Genomic DNA, 15,141 nt, shown 5'->3' on the forward strand with positions numbered 1-15,141 from the left:
CCCGGCACCGGTCGCGTGGCCCGCGTCACTCCTCGGGGGTGGACGCCTGCTCCGGGGCCGTGTCCGGGCGGACCACGCCGAGGATCGGCATCGAGCCCGCGCCCGCGACGGTGATCGAGCGGCCCGGACGGGGGGCGTGCACCATGGAGCCGTCGCCGACGTACATGCCGACGTGGCTGGCGTCGTCGAAGTAGATGATCAGGTCGCCGGGCCGCATGTCCTCGACGTCTACGTGCCTGAGCTGTTTCCACTGCTGCTGCGAGGTGCGCGGGATCGCCTGCCCGGCCGACACCCAGGCCTGTGAGGTCAGGCCGGAGCAGTCGTAGGACTTGGGGCCCTCGGCGCCCCACTGGTACGGCTTGCCGATCTGGGCGGTGGCGTACTCGACCGCCTTGCGGCCCCGCTCGGTCGCCCCGGTGTCGAGGTCCTTCAGGATGCCGGAGTCGAGCCAGGCGGTCTGCGCCCTGGCCTGCGCCTCGCGCTCCAGCCGGGCGAGGCGCTCCTTCTCCTCCTTCTCCAGCTCGGACTCCAGCTTCTCGGCCGCCGCGATCTGCTTCTCGATCTTCTTCTGGGCGGTGGCCTTGGCCTTGCGGTTCGCCTCCAGCTCCTTGAAGCGGGCGGAGGCGTCCGCCGCGTAGGCCTTCAGGTCCCGCTGGGCGCGGGTCAGCTCGCCGAGCAGGCCCTTGGTGGCGCGCTGGCCCTGGATCACCCGGCCGGTGCCGTCGAGGAAGTCCTCGGGGTCGTCGCTCAGGATGAGCTTCGCCCCGTCGGGCAGGCCGCCGTTGCGGTACTGGGAGCGGGCCGCGGCTCCCGCGCGGTCCTTGAGGCCGTCCAGCTTCTCCTGGCCCTTGACGATCTTCTTGGCCAGCTCGACGATCTCGGCGTTCTGCTTCTCGGCCTTCTCCTCGGCGGCGTTGTACTCCTCCGTGGCCGAGGCCGCCGCGCGGTAGAGCTGGTCGAGCTTCTTGCGTACGGCTTCCAGGTCCTTGCCCTTGCCGGGCGTGCCGGGCGTGGCGGGCGTGGCGGCCGGGGCGGAGGGAACGGCGGAGGCGCCGGGAGTGTCCGGGGTCGGGGACGGTGACGACGAGGCCGTGGGGCCCGGGTCCGCGAACGCCGTGCCCGGTGCCGCCAGTACGGTGATCGCGCAGACCACGGTCACGGCAGCCGTCGTCAGGCCACGCTTGCCCGTACGCATACCTCGCCCCCAACCTGATTAACCGTCAGTAACATAGCCCGCTCGGGGGATCGTGCCATGCCGGCGCGAAAAGCGACAGAGGTCGTGCTTTCCTCCCGCTTCCCCTCGGTTGCTTCCCTCGTTCGCCCTTCCTCTTGCCTTCCTCTTTGCCTTCCTCTTTGCTTCCTCGGTGTGTGACGAACGCCGCACGGAGATCGTTCCCGGTCGAGGGCCTGCCCGACCCCGCCGGACCCCGCCCGACCCGCCCGACCCCGTCCGTGCCGTGGGCTCAGGCGCGGGGCGCCAACGCCTCCCACCGCACCGTCACTTCGCCCTGCCGCCACCGCACCGGCCCGTCCGTCACCGGCCAGTCGCCCGTCAGGTCCCGCACCGCCCGCATCCAGCGCTGCCGGGCGCCGTAGGAGGCGTAGGGCGCGGCGGCGGCCCAGGTGCGGTCGAAGTCGCGCAGGAAGGCGTGCACGGGTTCGCCGGGGACATTGCGGTGGATGAGCGCCTTCGGCAGCCGTTCGGCCAGGTCGGAGGGGTGGTCCAGGGAGCCGAGCCGGGTCGCGAAGGTCACCGTGCGCGGCCCCTCGGGCCCGAGCGCCACCCACACGTGCCGACGCCCGATCTCGTCGCAGGTCCCCTCGACCAGCAGCCCGCCGCGCGAGTGCTCCGACGCCGGTGCGAGCCGCGCGCACAGCCGCCGCCAGACGGCGGCGACCTCGCCCTCGTCGTACTGGCGCAACACGTTCGCCGCGCGGATCAGCAGCGGGGGTGCGGAGACGGGGACCTCGAAGCCGCCGTGCCGGAAATCGAGCCCCGCGCGCGCGTACGGCTGGGCCGCCGCCACCCGCGCCGGGTCGATCTCGACGCCCACCACGCGCGCGTGCGGCGCAACCGTGCGCAGGCGGTGCAGCAGTTCGACCGCCGTCCAGGGCGCCGCGCCGTAGCCGAGGTCGACGGCGACCGGGTCGGCGGCGCGGCGCAGCTCGGCACCGTGCACGGCCGCGATCCAGCGGTCCATGCGGCGCAGCCGGTTGGGGTTCGTCGTCCCGCGCGTGACCGTGCCCACGGGGCGGGTGGCGGTGGCGCGGGGTGGCATGCCTACGAGGGTATGCGGCCGCCCGGGCCGCATTCGCCGACGGGATGGTGGTACCCGCACCCCGTGGCAGGGTGCCCGCCGCCACCGGTTCGGGCGGGGGACCCGATCAGTCATCGAACGGTTGAGCGATCGGCGGTAATGATTCGGCAAAGGTCGGAAAACCGGAATGGAGCACCGCCCGTCCGGTGTTCCCAACCCTTGGAGGGCAACCCAGGTCCTCCGACCGGCATGCCCGCAGCGAGGAGGAACGGCTCGTGAGCCAGTACGTCAGCAGGCTCGGGCGTCGCTCACCGGCGGCCTCCCCGCGGCTGAGGCTGAACCGAAGGCCTCGCCGCGTCGCCATGCTCTCCGTGCACACCTCACCGCTCCACCAGCCCGGCACCGGGGACGCCGGAGGCATGAACGTCTACATCGTGGAGCTGGCGCAGCGCCTGGCCGCGATCAACATCGAGGTCGAGATCTTCACCCGGGCGACCACCGCCGCCCTCCCGCCCGTCGTCGAGCTGGCCCCCGGTGTCCTCGTCCGGCACGTCGACGCGGGCCCGTACGACGGACTGGCCAAGGAGGACCTGCCCGCCCAGCTCTGCGCCTTCACCCACGGCGTGATGCAGGCCTGGGCCGGTCACCGCCCCGGCCACTACGACCTCGTGCACTCCCACTACTGGCTCTCCGGCCACGTCGGCTGGCTCGCCGCCCAGCGCTGGGGCGCGCCCCTCGTGCACGCCATGCACACCATGGCCAAGGTCAAGAACGCCAACCTGGCCGACGGCGACACGCCCGAACCGGCCGCCCGCGTCATCGGTGAGACCCAGATCGTCTCCGCCTCCGACCGGCTGATCGCCAACACGGCCGAGGAGGCCGACGAACTCGTCCGCCACTACGCCGCCGACCCCGACAAGGTCGCCGTGGTCCACCCCGGCGTGAACCTGGAGCGGTTCCGCCCCTTCCCCAAGGGCCGCGTCCCCGGCCCGGGACAGCACGGCAACGCCCGCGCCGCCGCCCGCGCCCGCCTCGGCCTCCCCCAGGACGCGCTGATCCCGCTCTTCGCGGGCCGCATACAGCCCCTGAAGGCGCCGGACATCCTGCTGCGCGCCGTCGCCGTCCTCCTCGACGAACGCCCCGAGCTGCGCTCCCGCATCGTCGTCCCCGTCGTCGGCGGACCCAGCGGCAGCGGCCTCGCCAAGCCGGAGGGGCTGCAGAAACTCGCCGCGCGGCTCGGCATCGCCGACGTCGTACGCTTCCGCCCGCCCGTCGGCCAGGAACAGCTCGCCGACTGGTTCAGGGCCGCGTCCGTCCTCGTCATGCCTTCCTACAGCGAGTCCTTCGGCCTGGTCGCCATAGAGGCCCAGGCGGCCGGTACGCCGGTGCTCGCCGCCGCGGTCGGCGGCCTCCCGGTCGCCGTGCGCGACGGACACACCGGCTGCCTCGTCCACGGCCACGATCCCGCCGAGTACGCGCGCGTGCTGCGCGACTTCGCCGACAACCCCGAGCTGACGCCCCGCATGGGGGACGCCGCGGCCCGGCACGCCCAGTCCTTCGGCTGGGACAGCGCCGCCGCCACCACCGCCGACGTCTACACGGCCGCGATCCAGTCGCACCGCCGTCGCGTACGCTCGCACCATGGCTGAGGCACCACAGCAGAAGGCAGCGCAGGTCCTCGAGGAGGCGCTGAAGGACGCCGAGCTGGAGTGGGAGAGCCCGGAACCCGGCACCTACGTCGTCAAGCTCCCCGGCACCCGCAAGCTGTCGACGACGGTCTCCCTCCTCCTCGGCCGGCACTCCCTCTCCCTCAACGCCTTCGTCATCCGCCACCCCGACGAGAACGAACCGGCCGTCCACCGCTGGCTGCTGGAACGCAACCTCAAGCTCTACGGCATCGGTTACGCCGTCGACCGCCTCGGCGACATCTACGTCACCGCGAGACTCCCCCTGGCCGCCGTCACCCCCGACGCGGTCGACCGCCTCCTCGGCCAGGTCCTGGAGGCCGCCGACGGCGCCTTCAACACCCTGCTGGAGCTGGGCTTCGCCTCCGCCATCCGCAAGGAGCACGAGTGGCGCACCGCGCGCGGCGAGTCGACGCGCAACCTGGAGGCGTTCCAGCACCTGATCGAGCGCTCCGGCGACTGATCGGGCGCTGTGGGACGGCTATAGGCGTCAGGTCCGGGCGCCACTCGCCCGGTACCGCCCCGGCGTGACCCCCACCAACCGTTTGAAGTGCCGGGTCAGATGGGCCTGGTCGTAGAACCCGGTGGCGCCCGCCACGTCCGCCGGTGCCCGTCCGGCCAGCAGCAGCCGCCGGGCCCGGTCGACGCGGCGGGACATCAGGTACTGGTGCGGTGCGATGCCGTAGGCGCCGCTGAACGCCCGTACCAGGTGCGCCGGATGGGCCGGCACGAGCGCCGCGGCCTCCTCCAGCCCGATCCCCGGGACGACCCGCTCGTCGAGCAGCTCCCGCAACCGCCGGGCGAGCACGGGGTCCCGGCGGGCGCCGGGCGCGCCGGTTGCGGGTCGCAGGTGCTCGTACAGCCGGTCGCCGATCAGGGTCAGCCGGCTCTCCGCCTCCAGCTCGTCGCCCGGCAGCGCGAGCGCGGCATGCAACTGCCCGACCCGCCGCCGCAGCACCGGATCCCGCAGGTCGGGCGCGTCCACCGCCGGTCCGATCAGCTCGTCGCCCAGCCGTGAGGCGTCCAGGTACAGGACGCGCTTGCGGAAACCGTCCGGGGTCGCGGGGGAGCCGTTGTGCGGTACGTGCGGCGGCAGCAGCGACACCGTGTCGTGCGGGGTGCCGTGCTCGTGCCGGTCCAGGTCGTACCGTACGGCGCCGTCGTCGACGATGAGCAGCGTCCAGGCGTCGTGGACGTGCATCGGATAGGCGTACTCGGTGTAGTGGGCGTGGAAGACCTCGACGACGCCCGGGACGCGGGGCCGCCACGCGGAGACGCTGCGTTCGTCCTTCCGCCGGTCGTTGCGCTGGCGGGCCATGCAAAAAACGTACAAGACCGGGCGGGGTGCGGGTCGGCAGTCTCACGGTATGAGCACGCACGAAGCAGCCCCCGAAGCAGCCCCCGAGGCTCCCGGAACCGAGGCCCCCGTCCGCTTCGACACCAAGATCGCCGTACTGCTGCGCGAGGATCTGGAGACCTGGCAGCGCCTCAACGTCACGGCCTTCCTGGTCAGCGGCCTGGGCAAGCAGTTCCCCGAGGTGATCGGGGAGCCCTACGAGGATGCGGACGCCGTCGGCTACCTGTCGATGTTCCGCCAGCCGGTGCTGGTCTTCGAGGGCACGAAGGAGACGCTGACGACGGCCCACGCGCGCGTACTGTCCCGCGCCCTGCCCCGCGCCCTCTTCACGTCCGACCTCTTCAGCACCGGCAACGACCGCGACAACCGGGCGGCGGTGCGGGCGGTGGCGACGCCCGACCTGGACCTGGTGGGCCTCGCGGTGTACGGCCCGAAGAACGCGGTGGACAAGGTGCTGAGGGGGGCGCGGATGCACCCCTGAGCGAGCGGCGGGACCCTGAGCGAGCGGCGGCGACCCTGAGCGAGCGGCGGGATCAGACGGCGCCGGTGTCGACCCGGGGTGCGGGGGCGGCGGACGCTTCCCGGGCCACCGGCGTCTCGTCGGCCGGCAGGCCCCGCATGAGCCCCCAGTACCCGGCCGCGGCCACCGTGCCGACGACGGCGCAGATGCCCCACAGCCACTCGGCGCCCCAGTGGTCGATGACGAACCCGGACATCAGCGGGGCGACGAGGGCGGCGACCGCCCAGGACATGGAGTACATGCCCTGGTACCGCCCGCGCCCGTGCAGGGGCGACAGCCGGACGACCAGCCCGGTCTGGGTCGGCGCGTTGACGACCTCGGCCAGCGTCCACACGCACACGGTCAGGGCGAACACCGCGACCGACCCGGCGAAGGCGGTGAGCCCGAACCCGTACCCGGCCAGCAACGCCGAGCCGATGAGCAGCAGCCGTGGATCACGGTGCTGGATGAACCGCGTGACCGGAATCTGCAGCACGACGATCAGCACACCGTTGACGGCGATCGCCATGCCGAAGTCGGCGGGCGTGAACCCGGCCTCGCCCATGGCCACCGGCAGCCCGACGTAGGCCTGCTGAAAGATCAGCGCGATGAGGAAGGACAGCCCGACCACGCTCATGTACCGCCCGTCGCGCAGCACGGTCCCCATGGAGACGGCCGCGTCCTTGCCCGGGACGTCGGCGCTCTTCTCCTGCTGGGGCCGTGACTCGGGCAGCTTCACGAAGACGAGCACGGCGCACACCAGCGTCATACCGGCCTCGATCATGAACCCGGCGAGATAGCTGTACTCGGCGATGAACCCGGCCGCCATGGAGGAGATCGCGAAGCCGAGGTTGATCGCCCAGTAGTTGAGCGAGAACGCCCGGATACGGTCCTCGGGCCGCACGATGTCCGCCATCATCGCCTGCACCGCCGGCCGGGAGGCGTTGCTCGCCATGCCGACCAGGAAGGCGACGGCGGCGATGGCCACCGGGTCCCGCATGAAGCCGAGCAGCGCGACCGACAGCGCGGTCGAGGTCTGCGCGACCAGCAGCGTGGGCCGCCGCCCCAGCCGGTCGGTCATCACCCCGGCGCCCAGCGAGGACACGACCCCGCCGAGCCCGTGCAGGGCGGCGACCAGACCGGCGTACGAGGCGGAGTAGCCGCGGTCGATGGTCAGGTACAGCGCCATGAACGTGGCGACGAAGGCACCGAGCCGGTTGACCAGAGTGCTGGTCCACAGCCACCAGAACTCGCGGGGGAGCCCGGACACGGTCTCGCGTGCGGCACGTCTGAGTCCGGCGACTGGCATGGGTCCCCCCGGGGTGGCTGAGGCTGCGGCTGCATGCGCCTGTAAGCGGCTACGGCAGTGAGCACAACTTACAAACGCCTCACTCGGGGAAGCCATCCAATTAACACTTCTCGTCAACCGTCCGCCCACCGGGCGCACGCGCCGGGGATCAGGGCCTTGGATTACGCTCGGGAGCATGGCCGACGCACCGTACAAGCTGATCCTCCTCCGCCACGGCGAGAGCGAGTGGAACGAGAAGAACCTGTTCACCGGCTGGGTGGACGTCAACCTCACTCCGAAGGGCGAGAAGGAGGCGACGCGCGGCGGCGAGCTGCTCAAGGACGCCGGCCTGCTGCCCGACGTGGTCCACACGTCCGTCCAGAAGCGCGCGATCCGCACGGCCCAGCTCGCGCTGGAGGCCGCCGACCGCCACTGGATCCCGGTCCACCGCCACTGGCGCCTCAACGAGCGCCACTACGGCGCCCTCCAGGGCAAGGACAAGGCGCAGACCCTCGCGGAGTTCGGCGAGGAGCAGTTCATGCTGTGGCGCCGCTCCTACGACACCCCGCCGCCCGCGCTGGACCGCGACGCCGAGTACTCCCAGTTCTCCGACCCGCGTTACGCGATGCTCCCGCCGGAGCTGCGCCCGCAGACGGAGTGCCTGAAGGACGTCGTGGGGCGGATGCTCCCGTACTGGTTCGACGCGATCGTCCCCGACCTCCTCACCGGCCGCACGGTCCTGGTCGCCGCCCACGGCAACTCCCTCCGCGCCCTCGTCAAGCACCTCGACGGCATCTCCGACGCCGACATCGCGGGCCTGAACATCCCGACGGGCATCCCGCTGTCCTACGAACTCGACGCCGAGTTCAAGCCCCTGAACCCGCACGGCACGTACCTGGACCCGGACGCCGCCGCGGCCGCGATCGAGGCCGTGAAGAACCAGGGCAAGAAGAAGTAATCTTCGATTCCCAGGCCCCCTACCTGCGGCTTTCTCGCGGGTAGGGGGCCTGCTGCCGTGCCCGGGCCGTCTCTGGGCCGTCAGGCGTGGGTGGTGCGGCGCGTCAGTCGGACACGCACCCGGAACGCGACCAGGAAGCCCGTGGCCCAAGCGACGGTCTCCGGTACGGGTGCCCAGAGGGGCAGCGAGGCCACGAGACCACCGAGCAGCGGCAGCGAGGCCGGGTTCGGGGCGATGGTGATGGTGAGAAGCGGACGTGCGAGCATGGCTGCTCCCGTTGTGTGCTGGCGAAAAGCATCGATGGGATGGGCCGCTCCCCTGGCACGGGAGCGGCCCTCGAAATGCATGCGCACTTTATTGAGAGAAACATCCTCGGCGCAAATCGCCTTTTGAGAGCGGCGCGGAACCGTAAATTCCCCTCAGGGGTGCGTGGGCTTCCCCCGGAAGTGCCGTACATGTGTCGGTCGATGCGGGCAAGGTGTCCCGCGGCAGTGGAGGCAGCGCGCACCCTGCTTCCCTGAAAAGAGGGCCTTCTGTCGGGCTATGCTTGACCGCGTCGCGGTCAAGCATAGCCCGACAGAAGGCCCTTGATGCCTCATCAGCCGCATCTCTTGCGTGTCGCAGTCCCGGTGAGGGGCCGGGGGTGCATGAGAGGCGCCCAAGTCCCGGTACTTTGAGTCCGCTAACTATTACTTCGATCTAATGCGTCATCTAATGGTGAAGCTAATCAGCGCCACTATTCGGCCTTCTTATTTAGTATGTCGGCCTGCGTTTAACTACCGCTTCTGTGTCTACGGCGTAGGTTGCTGCCGGACTCTTATTTAGTGCGCTTCCTTGCGAACGCTGTAGCTACGGCTTCCGGGGTCCGCTCCTGGCTCGACGGCATCAGGTGCGCGTACACACGGAGTGTCAGGCCTGGGTCCGAGTGGCCGAGGTACTCGGCGAGGGCCTTGATGTTCTCGCCCGCGTCCAGGAGCACCGAGGCGTAGAAGTGGCGGAGCGCGTGCATGCCGTTCTCGCGGGACTCGGCGTACGGCCGGCCGCGCTCGGGCACGGGGATGACGCCGGCCGTAGCCAGCGCCGGCTTCCACGCTTCCTCGTTGAGCGACGTACGCCAAACGTGCCTGCCGCGCGGCCCGGTGAAGATGAGCCGCTTGGTCACCGGAGGCCCGTCGGCCACCTTCCACGGCAAGGTGATCTCGACCGGCGGGAACCGCTTCATGTGCGCCCGGAGCGCATCAGCGACAGGGCCAGGAATCGGCACGTCCCGTAGCTTGCCGCCCTTCGGTGGCGCGAACACGGCCGTGCCGCGGCTCAGCTTCAGTTGCTGGACCACGTGGAGCGTGTCCGAGTCGAAATCGATGGCGTCGACAGCCACGCCCAGAATCTCGCCCCGGCGGAGCCTGCAACCGCCGCCCAGATCGACCATGGCTTGGTAGCGCTCGGGCATGGCGGCCCAGACGGCGAAGACCCGCTCGGGCGACCAGGGCACGACGCGCTTGTTGTCGACGGTCGGTGGTCGGACGGACCCGGCGGCACACGGGTTGCGGGGAAGATGACCGTCATCCACGGCCGCGCTGAGCGCCGCGCGCACGTTGGAGTAGATCGTCCGGGCGTACGACCCCCGGACACCGTTCTCCTGCAACTGCCGTATCCAGTCCCGGATGTGCGCCGGCTGGAAGGAGCCGAGCGGACGCGAGCCGAGGTAGGGGAAGGTGTGCAGCCGTAGTTGCGATTCCATCGAGGCTTGGGTGTTCGGGTCGGCGCCCTACGTGGCGACCCAGCGTTCGGTGTACTGCTGGAAGGCGATCCGAGCGGCGCGTGGGTCGGTGTACTGCCCCTCTGGACCCTCAACGCGAGCAACGCCGGCAGCGACCTGGATGGCGTCGGTCAGCAGCTCGGCCGTGGCCCAGGCCGGAGGCGGCGATTCGCCACCTTCGGGGCCGTCGATGCGGATGACGGCATGGAAGTGGACAGCCCCGCGCTTCTGGTACTCGGCCACTTTCGCGAAGGAGACCCGGGCGTGGTCCCGGAAGGCTCGTTGGGTGAGGCCGGCGCGCTTGGCGACCTCTCGGCGGAGGTAGATCGAGAAGCGTCGCCAGAGGGCACCAGCGTGCGCGTTCCACAGCACGGTCGCTTCGTAGTCGTAGGTGTTGGCGTCGAGGGGTGTGCCCAGGACCGGGGCGTCTTCGTCATGCCGGACGCCGCAGCGGCAGCGCCGACTGCCCGACGGGCGGTTGTGGACCGGGCCGAAGCTGGGCGCGGTGAAGGTGGCGAAGCCGCGCGGATGCGTTACGACCTGTTGAGGTGTGCCCTTGCCGGCGCGGAGTCCGGCGGTGATCAGGTGGAAGGTGTCGCGACGGTACGTCTCGGCGCAGGCCGCGCACCGGGTCGCACGACGGTTGTTGCAGCGGACGAGGCAAGTCTTGTCTTCTTGCCCTGGGTCTTGCCGGGCATCTTGGTGAGCTGGGTTTTGCTGGTCAAGGGCGGTGGGCTCGTGCGTGACGCTGGGAGCCTTGGATGCAGTCCACCTGGTGCTCAGCCGACGACAGCCCGCCACGACGGCGGGTTGGCTGACCCGGTGCCGGCCGATCGTGGACTATGCGTGGACTCGTCCCGCCTGGTCTGCCCCGTGCATGGCTGTGACCTGCTGTATCACACAGGCCCCGAGCGGCCTCCGGAGCCGTGTGCATGCACGGAGGCCAAGGCCGGGCTAGGTCAGAAGCCGCCACTGGTCCCGCCAAGCGGTGACGTCCTCGGGCTTTATGACGGTGTTCCTCGAATCGGGGTTTCGAGGGCGCACACCTCCCACTTGCTCCAGAAACCGCTTGTGACGGGCGTGTACTTCAGCGCGCAGCGTGGCGCCGTCAGCGACGTAGAAGTCATGACCGTCCGCTGTGATGTGAACCAGGATGACTCGGCTACAGGTCAGAGCTGTGAACTTCTCGATGTCCGCAATCATCCAAGCGCCCTTGGTGGCAACCATCACTTGTGCGGTGTGCTCGCCAATCTCGACGTAGGTCTGAGCGCCCTTCAGCTTGGCCGGCAGCCCTCGCAAGAGCGCCTCGGCGACAGCGAGATGACGCCCCGCCTGGTGGGTTTGCGCATGAGTGCGTGTGGCCATTGGCATGGCGAACAGCATGCCCCACGGTGCGACTGGAGAGAAGCTGACGTCGCACCCTGAACACAAGGCCCTGCGCCGTCTTCTGACCTTGAGTAGAGGCAGCCCGTAGCTGAACAAGGTCGGGCGTGCCGGATGCGTGCCAGATCCAGTGGGGAACCACGGGGAACAGCGGGGACGGGTCCCGGGGTCGGCCAGGCTCCAACACCACTTCGTCGCAGGTCAGCGCACCGACCGCCGCCAGAAGACCCAAGCTTCCCAAGCTGAGGGCTCCGACATCGTCGTCACGGGCCGGCCATCGCGGCACGCTCTGGTAGACAGCACCGGCAGCGCGGCGGAGGCCGGTGGGGGTACAACGAGGCATACGCGTGCGTGGCCGGTCGGCGCACCCGCCGTCGTGGCTGACTGTCGTCGGCTGAGGCTCAGACGGGTCGCATCGAAGGTGCCAGCCGTCAGCCGAGTGCGCCAAGGCCGGGCCGTCTCCGGGCCGTCCGAGGTCGCTCGACAGTGGCCAACGATGACCAACGACGACCACCAGGCGCACGAGCCCACCACCCCTGAGCAGCAAAAACGCAGGCCACCGAAATCCCCGGCAAGACCCCCTGTGGCCTAAGGTGTCTAGAGAAGGAGAGGAGGCCCACGGGATGGCCAACACCGCAGACGACCGACGCCCCAAGTACCAGCGGATCGCGGACACGCTGCGCGAAGCGATCCGGTCGGGCGAGTACGGTCCCGGTGATCGACTCCCGGGGGAGAACGACCTCATGGCCACGCACGGCGTGGCCCGCATGACGGCCCGCCAGGCCTTGAGCGTCCTCCGGGACGAAGGCGTCGCCGAGGCCCGCAAGGGCGCCGGAGTGTTCGTCCGGGAGTTCCGTCCGCTTCGACGCCGCGGCATCCAGCGTCTGGCCCGGCAGCAATGGGGCAACGGCAGGTCCATCTGGTCGGCCGACATCGAGAACCGCTCACTCGACGTGGACCAGGTCACGGTGTCCGAGGAGGCGGCGCCTGACGACGTTGCCGCGGTCCTGGACCTGGCCGGCGGGGAGACGGTGTGCGTGCGGCGTCGGCGCTTCGTGCTGGACGGCAAGCCGGTCCTGCTCGCGACGAGCTACCTGCCCGCCGCCCTGGTCGCCGGGTCCGCGATCACTCAGGAGGACACCGGGAAGGGCGGGACGTACGCCCGGCTCGCCGAACTCGGCCACGCGCCGGTGCACTTCCGTGAGGAGATCCGCTCACGCATGCCGTCGAAGGCCGAGGCGAGCCAGTTGAGCATGGCGGCGGGCACCCCGGTCATCCTCATCTGCCGCACCGCATTCACGGACGAGGGTCGCGCCGTCGAGATCAACGAAATGAAGCTGGACGCCGCTTCGTACGTCTTGGAGTACGACTTCGACGCGTAAGACGGGCGGTCTTGTCCCACGCCACGGCCCGCGTTACGACCCTGCCGGGGGCAGGCTCGGTCTCACGAGTAGAAGCCGGCCCCGTACTCGTCACGGCCGCAGACGAAGTCGCCTGGGCGCTCCGCCCTCAGGACCTCGTACCTGGCAACAAAGACGTCCAGGGCCTCATGGACAGAGCAGTCCAGATGGTCACGGAGGGTCTTGACGCCCCGAATGATCTGGTTGCTGATGATCTGCTCGTCGGCAACGTCGACTGTTGCGCCATCGGTCATGACCGCGATCGAATCCGATGGGTGGCACACCGGGCAACAGAGTTGCCTGGCGCCGGGTGCGGCCGGGCCGGGAGTTCCTACAGTTCGGCGTCGCCCCACTCCTGGATGACAACCTCGTCGCCGACCGACAGCTTCCCCGGCGTGATCACGGAGAACTTCGCGCCGAACACCACGCCGCCGCTTGCCGCCCTCCGGTAGGTCGCGAGGGTGCGCAGTGGCTCCGGACCCCGCCTTGCTCCGGCCTCCTGCTCAACCAGGGTGACGGCACAGCGCACCGCGAGCTTGGCATAGCCCAACTCGGCACCGCCGATGGAGATGCGGCGCGCGCGATCCTCGGCGTGCGGTAGGGCTGCCCAGTCGCTGTCGACGACGATGTTCGGGCGGAAGCGGTTCATCGGCAGGGCCGGGGCGCCGCGTTCGGCCAGCCGCTGGTTGAGGAGGGCGAGGGAGGCGCGGGACAGCAAGTGCACCGCACTGCTGTCGGCGTAGCCGGACGGGCCAGGGGTCAGGCCGTCGGTGATGCGGTCGTGCTCCGGCGGGACGCGGACCAGACGGCTGGGGGTGCCGAGGAACTCCGACAGCCAGGCGGCGGCTTCGTCGCCCTGGTCGATCCCCTGGAAGGCGGTGCCGAACAGGTCGACGTCGCGGCGCGGCGCGGATGTCGTCACGTCGAGGCACAGCGTGCCGAAGCGGCCCGTGCCGTCGGCACCGTCCGCACCGCCGGCCGCGTCAAGCGTGAGCCGAGTGCCGTCGGTGCTGATGGCAGGCCGGATCAGGGCGAGGCTGGGGTGCCGGCGTTGCGTGCGGAAGATTCCGTCCTCGCTGATGACCATGAAGCTGCGGTCGTGGGCGAGGCCCGCCGGAGTCAGGAGCGCATCGCTCGTCGACGTGCCTGCACACCCCTTGACGGGATAGCAGATCAGATCCACGACGTTGGCCATGCGGCGTCCCTTCGGTCCGCGATCACAGTAGAACGTACGTCGCTGTCGCGGAGCGCCTCCGGACGGCAGAAGCGCAGGTAACGCTCCAGATGCGGAGGGTAGCCGTGTGTGATTCGCTGGTATGCGCAACTGCCGCTCACGAAGCGAGGACGGATCACATGAGTGCAGGTGGAGAAGCTCGCGCCCGACTCCAGCAGATGCGTGACAAGGCGCAGGAGTTGAAGACCGAGTCGGAACGGACCAGCGATCCTGACGAGCGGAAGAGGCTCCAGGAGAAGGCCCGAAGGCTGCAGAGCCAGAGCGAAGAGGAAAGCATGGAGCGGGGCGGGGACATCTATCCGTCGGAGTGAGGAAGCGAGACGGTACCAGCGGTGCCGTCGAGAGCTGGGCTATGTTCTGGGGTCATGACTACCGGGCCGGCCTCGCGCCACACACGGATGGGTGACCCGGTGCTCTCCTGAGTGCCGTACGGGCCGGTGCGGGCCCGCTGTCCGACCGAGGAACCTGTGGTACCGCGCGGGCTCCGCCTCCGTCGTGTTGATCAAAGCTCGACACATCAACCACGACAGGAGAGTTCATGCCCACCAAGTCGCTGCAGATTCCGACCGCGGACGGACAGTCCGACGCGTTCGCCGCCTTCCCGGGTGACGGAGATCGGCACCCGGGGGTGCTGATGTACGCGGACGGCTTCGGGATCCGGCCCGCGCTGCGGGAGGTGGCCCGCGAACTGGCCGGGCACGGGTACTACGTACTCGTGCCCAACTTCTTCTACCGGCACGGCCCGGCGCCGGTCATCGAGCTTCCCGAGCACATCGGAGAAGAGGCCCGGGGTGGGGTCTTCGCCCAGCTGATGCCCTTGATCGAGGCGCACACGGCGGAACGGGTGCTGCGTGACGCCGACGCCTTTCTCGCGTTCCTCACCGCTCGGCCCGAGGTCGGGCCAGGGCCGGTCGCGGTGACCGGCTACTGCATCGGCGGCCTCCTGGCGACGCGCACCGCGGTGGCCCATCCGGGCCAGGTGGCCGCCCTCGCCGCGTTCCACGCGCCCGTGGGAGCCGACGGGCCCGACAGCCTCGCCAAGCTCACCGCCGAGGTCCACTTCGGGCACGCCGAGAGCGACTTGACGCCCGAGGGCCTCGGCGAGCTGAACCAGGCCCTGGATGCGGCGGGTGTCCGCTACACCTCGGAGATCTACCCCGGCACCGTTCACGGCTTCACCATGTCCGACACCGATGCCTTCGACGCCGCCGCACTGCGGCTCCACTGGGAACGCCTGCTGCCGCTTCTCGGCCGCACCCTGGATCGTGGTGGGGATCTCGGTCGCTCGCGTCGTTGACGGGTGTGCGGTCGGTGCTGACA

The 15,141-nt window shown here is 70.2% G+C and carries 15 protein-coding genes and 2 pseudogenes; 7 read left to right on the forward strand and 10 right to left on the reverse strand.

What is annotated here, in order from left to right; all coding sequences use genetic code 11:
- Window positions 1–25: 25 nt before the first annotated feature.
- Together C4J65_RS18130 and C4J65_RS18135 are read right to left on the reverse strand one after the other, a co-directional pair.
- Window positions 26–1,195, reverse strand: a complete 1,170-nt coding sequence (locus C4J65_RS18130) for a C40 family peptidase (protein WP_115743342.1) — start codon at window positions 1,193–1,195, stop codon at window positions 26–28.
- A gap of 268 nt (window positions 1,196–1,463) precedes the next feature.
- The gene (locus tag C4J65_RS18135; RefSeq protein WP_115743343.1) at window positions 1,464–2,279 is read right to left on the reverse strand and encodes a class I SAM-dependent methyltransferase; all 816 of its coding nucleotides are present in this window, start codon (window positions 2,277–2,279) and stop codon (window positions 1,464–1,466) included.
- 254 nt (window positions 2,280–2,533) lie between these two features.
- On the opposite strand from C4J65_RS18135, the gene mshA reads away from it, so the two are divergent.
- On the forward strand, window positions 2,534–3,907 hold the full coding sequence (gene mshA / locus C4J65_RS18140; RefSeq protein ID WP_115743344.1) for a D-inositol-3-phosphate glycosyltransferase: 1,374 nt from the start codon (window positions 2,534–2,536) through the stop codon (window positions 3,905–3,907).
- Window positions 3,900–4,406: a YbjN domain-containing protein gene (locus C4J65_RS18145; RefSeq protein ID WP_115743345.1), complete on the forward strand. Its 507-nt coding sequence runs from the start codon at window positions 3,900–3,902 to the stop codon at window positions 4,404–4,406. The genes mshA and C4J65_RS18145 overlap by 8 nt, the downstream gene beginning before the upstream one ends.
- Before the next feature lie 27 nt (window positions 4,407–4,433).
- On the opposite strand, the gene C4J65_RS18150 is transcribed toward C4J65_RS18145, so the two are convergent.
- On the reverse strand, window positions 4,434–5,261 hold the full coding sequence (locus C4J65_RS18150; RefSeq protein WP_115743346.1) for an AraC family transcriptional regulator: 828 nt from the start codon (window positions 5,259–5,261) through the stop codon (window positions 4,434–4,436).
- 49 nt (window positions 5,262–5,310) lie between these two features.
- On the opposite strand from C4J65_RS18150, the gene C4J65_RS18155 reads away from it, so the two are divergent.
- Window positions 5,311–5,781: a DUF2000 domain-containing protein gene (locus C4J65_RS18155; protein WP_115743347.1), complete on the forward strand. Its 471-nt coding sequence runs from the start codon at window positions 5,311–5,313 to the stop codon at window positions 5,779–5,781.
- A 52-nt stretch (window positions 5,782–5,833) separates the two neighbouring features.
- On the opposite strand, the gene C4J65_RS18160 is transcribed toward C4J65_RS18155, so the two are convergent.
- On the reverse strand, window positions 5,834–7,108 hold the full coding sequence (locus C4J65_RS18160; RefSeq protein ID WP_115743348.1) for an MFS transporter: 1,275 nt from the start codon (window positions 7,106–7,108) through the stop codon (window positions 5,834–5,836).
- Between the two features lie 175 nt (window positions 7,109–7,283).
- Here C4J65_RS18160 and C4J65_RS18165 point away from each other — a divergent pair, with 175 nt between their 5' ends.
- A complete protein-coding gene (locus C4J65_RS18165; protein ID WP_115743349.1) occupies window positions 7,284–8,045 on the forward strand; it encodes a phosphoglyceromutase in 762 nt (253 codons plus the stop codon).
- Between the two features lie 80 nt (window positions 8,046–8,125).
- Here the strand turns inward: C4J65_RS18165 and C4J65_RS18170 are convergent, their stop codons facing one another.
- The 4 genes and pseudogenes from C4J65_RS18170 to C4J65_RS18185 form a co-directional block, all read right to left on the reverse strand.
- On the reverse strand, window positions 8,126–8,311 hold the full coding sequence (locus tag C4J65_RS18170; RefSeq protein WP_115743350.1) for a hypothetical protein: 186 nt from the start codon (window positions 8,309–8,311) through the stop codon (window positions 8,126–8,128).
- Window positions 8,312–8,862: 551 nt separating this feature from the next.
- Window positions 8,863–9,885, reverse strand: a pseudogene (locus C4J65_RS18175) (tyrosine-type recombinase/integrase); the annotation flags it as partial.
- A gap of 3 nt (window positions 9,886–9,888) precedes the next feature.
- A pseudogene (locus tag C4J65_RS18180) lies at window positions 9,889–10,464 on the reverse strand (replication initiator); the annotation flags it as partial.
- A 294-nt stretch (window positions 10,465–10,758) separates the two neighbouring features.
- Window positions 10,759–11,187 (reverse strand): hypothetical protein, encoded by a 429-nt coding sequence (locus tag C4J65_RS18185; protein ID WP_115743351.1) that lies wholly within the window; start codon window positions 11,185–11,187, stop codon window positions 10,759–10,761.
- A gap of 623 nt (window positions 11,188–11,810) precedes the next feature.
- On the opposite strand from C4J65_RS18185, the gene C4J65_RS18190 reads away from it, so the two are divergent.
- Window positions 11,811–12,569 (forward strand): GntR family transcriptional regulator, encoded by a 759-nt coding sequence (locus C4J65_RS18190; RefSeq protein WP_115743352.1) that lies wholly within the window; start codon window positions 11,811–11,813, stop codon window positions 12,567–12,569.
- A gap of 62 nt (window positions 12,570–12,631) precedes the next feature.
- On the opposite strand, the gene C4J65_RS18195 is transcribed toward C4J65_RS18190, so the two are convergent.
- The gene (locus C4J65_RS18195) at window positions 12,632–12,841 is read right to left on the reverse strand and encodes a hypothetical protein (protein WP_115743353.1); all 210 of its coding nucleotides are present in this window, start codon (window positions 12,839–12,841) and stop codon (window positions 12,632–12,634) included.
- Window positions 12,842–12,918: 77 nt separating this feature from the next.
- Complete coding sequence (locus C4J65_RS18200; RefSeq protein ID WP_115743354.1) at window positions 12,919–13,782, reverse strand: MOSC N-terminal beta barrel domain-containing protein; 864 nt, start codon at window positions 13,780–13,782, stop codon at window positions 12,919–12,921.
- 158 nt (window positions 13,783–13,940) lie between these two features.
- Here C4J65_RS18200 and C4J65_RS18205 point away from each other — a divergent pair, with 158 nt between their 5' ends.
- Window positions 13,941–14,132, forward strand: a complete 192-nt coding sequence (locus C4J65_RS18205) for a DUF6381 family protein (RefSeq protein WP_115743355.1) — start codon at window positions 13,941–13,943, stop codon at window positions 14,130–14,132.
- 227 nt (window positions 14,133–14,359) lie between these two features.
- Window positions 14,360–15,118, forward strand: a complete 759-nt coding sequence (locus C4J65_RS18210; protein ID WP_115743356.1) for a dienelactone hydrolase family protein — start codon at window positions 14,360–14,362, stop codon at window positions 15,116–15,118.
- Window positions 15,119–15,141 lie beyond the last annotated feature (23 nt).

It is taken from the genome of Streptomyces sp. CB09001 (genome assembly GCF_003369795.1).
Taxonomy (GTDB): domain Bacteria; phylum Actinomycetota; class Actinomycetes; order Streptomycetales; family Streptomycetaceae; genus Streptomyces.

Coding starts and splice junctions, on each gene's coding strand:
- C4J65_RS18130 (WP_115743342.1), bottom strand. CDS start 1,195: ATGCGTACGGGCAAGCGTGGCCTGACGACGGCTGCCGTGACCGTGGTC.
- C4J65_RS18135 (WP_115743343.1), bottom strand. CDS start 2,279: ATGCCACCCCGCGCCACCGCCACCCGCCCCGTGGGCACGGTCACGCGC.
- C4J65_RS18145 (WP_115743345.1), top strand. CDS start 3,900: ATGGCTGAGGCACCACAGCAGAAGGCAGCGCAGGTCCTCGAGGAGGCG.
- C4J65_RS18150 (WP_115743346.1), bottom strand. CDS start 5,261: ATGGCCCGCCAGCGCAACGACCGGCGGAAGGACGAACGCAGCGTCTCC.
- C4J65_RS18155 (WP_115743347.1), top strand. CDS start 5,311: ATGAGCACGCACGAAGCAGCCCCCGAAGCAGCCCCCGAGGCTCCCGGA.
- C4J65_RS18160 (WP_115743348.1), bottom strand. CDS start 7,108: ATGCCAGTCGCCGGACTCAGACGTGCCGCACGCGAGACCGTGTCCGGG.
- C4J65_RS18165 (WP_115743349.1), top strand. CDS start 7,284: ATGGCCGACGCACCGTACAAGCTGATCCTCCTCCGCCACGGCGAGAGC.
- C4J65_RS18170 (WP_115743350.1), bottom strand. CDS start 8,311: ATGCTCGCACGTCCGCTTCTCACCATCACCATCGCCCCGAACCCGGCC.
- C4J65_RS18185 (WP_115743351.1), bottom strand. CDS start 11,187: ATGCTGTTCGCCATGCCAATGGCCACACGCACTCATGCGCAAACCCAC.
- C4J65_RS18190 (WP_115743352.1), top strand. CDS start 11,811: ATGGCCAACACCGCAGACGACCGACGCCCCAAGTACCAGCGGATCGCG.
- C4J65_RS18195 (WP_115743353.1), bottom strand. CDS start 12,841: ATGACCGATGGCGCAACAGTCGACGTTGCCGACGAGCAGATCATCAGC.
- C4J65_RS18200 (WP_115743354.1), bottom strand. CDS start 13,782: ATGGCCAACGTCGTGGATCTGATCTGCTATCCCGTCAAGGGGTGTGCA.
- C4J65_RS18205 (WP_115743355.1), top strand. CDS start 13,941: ATGAGTGCAGGTGGAGAAGCTCGCGCCCGACTCCAGCAGATGCGTGAC.
- C4J65_RS18210 (WP_115743356.1), top strand. CDS start 14,360: ATGCCCACCAAGTCGCTGCAGATTCCGACCGCGGACGGACAGTCCGAC.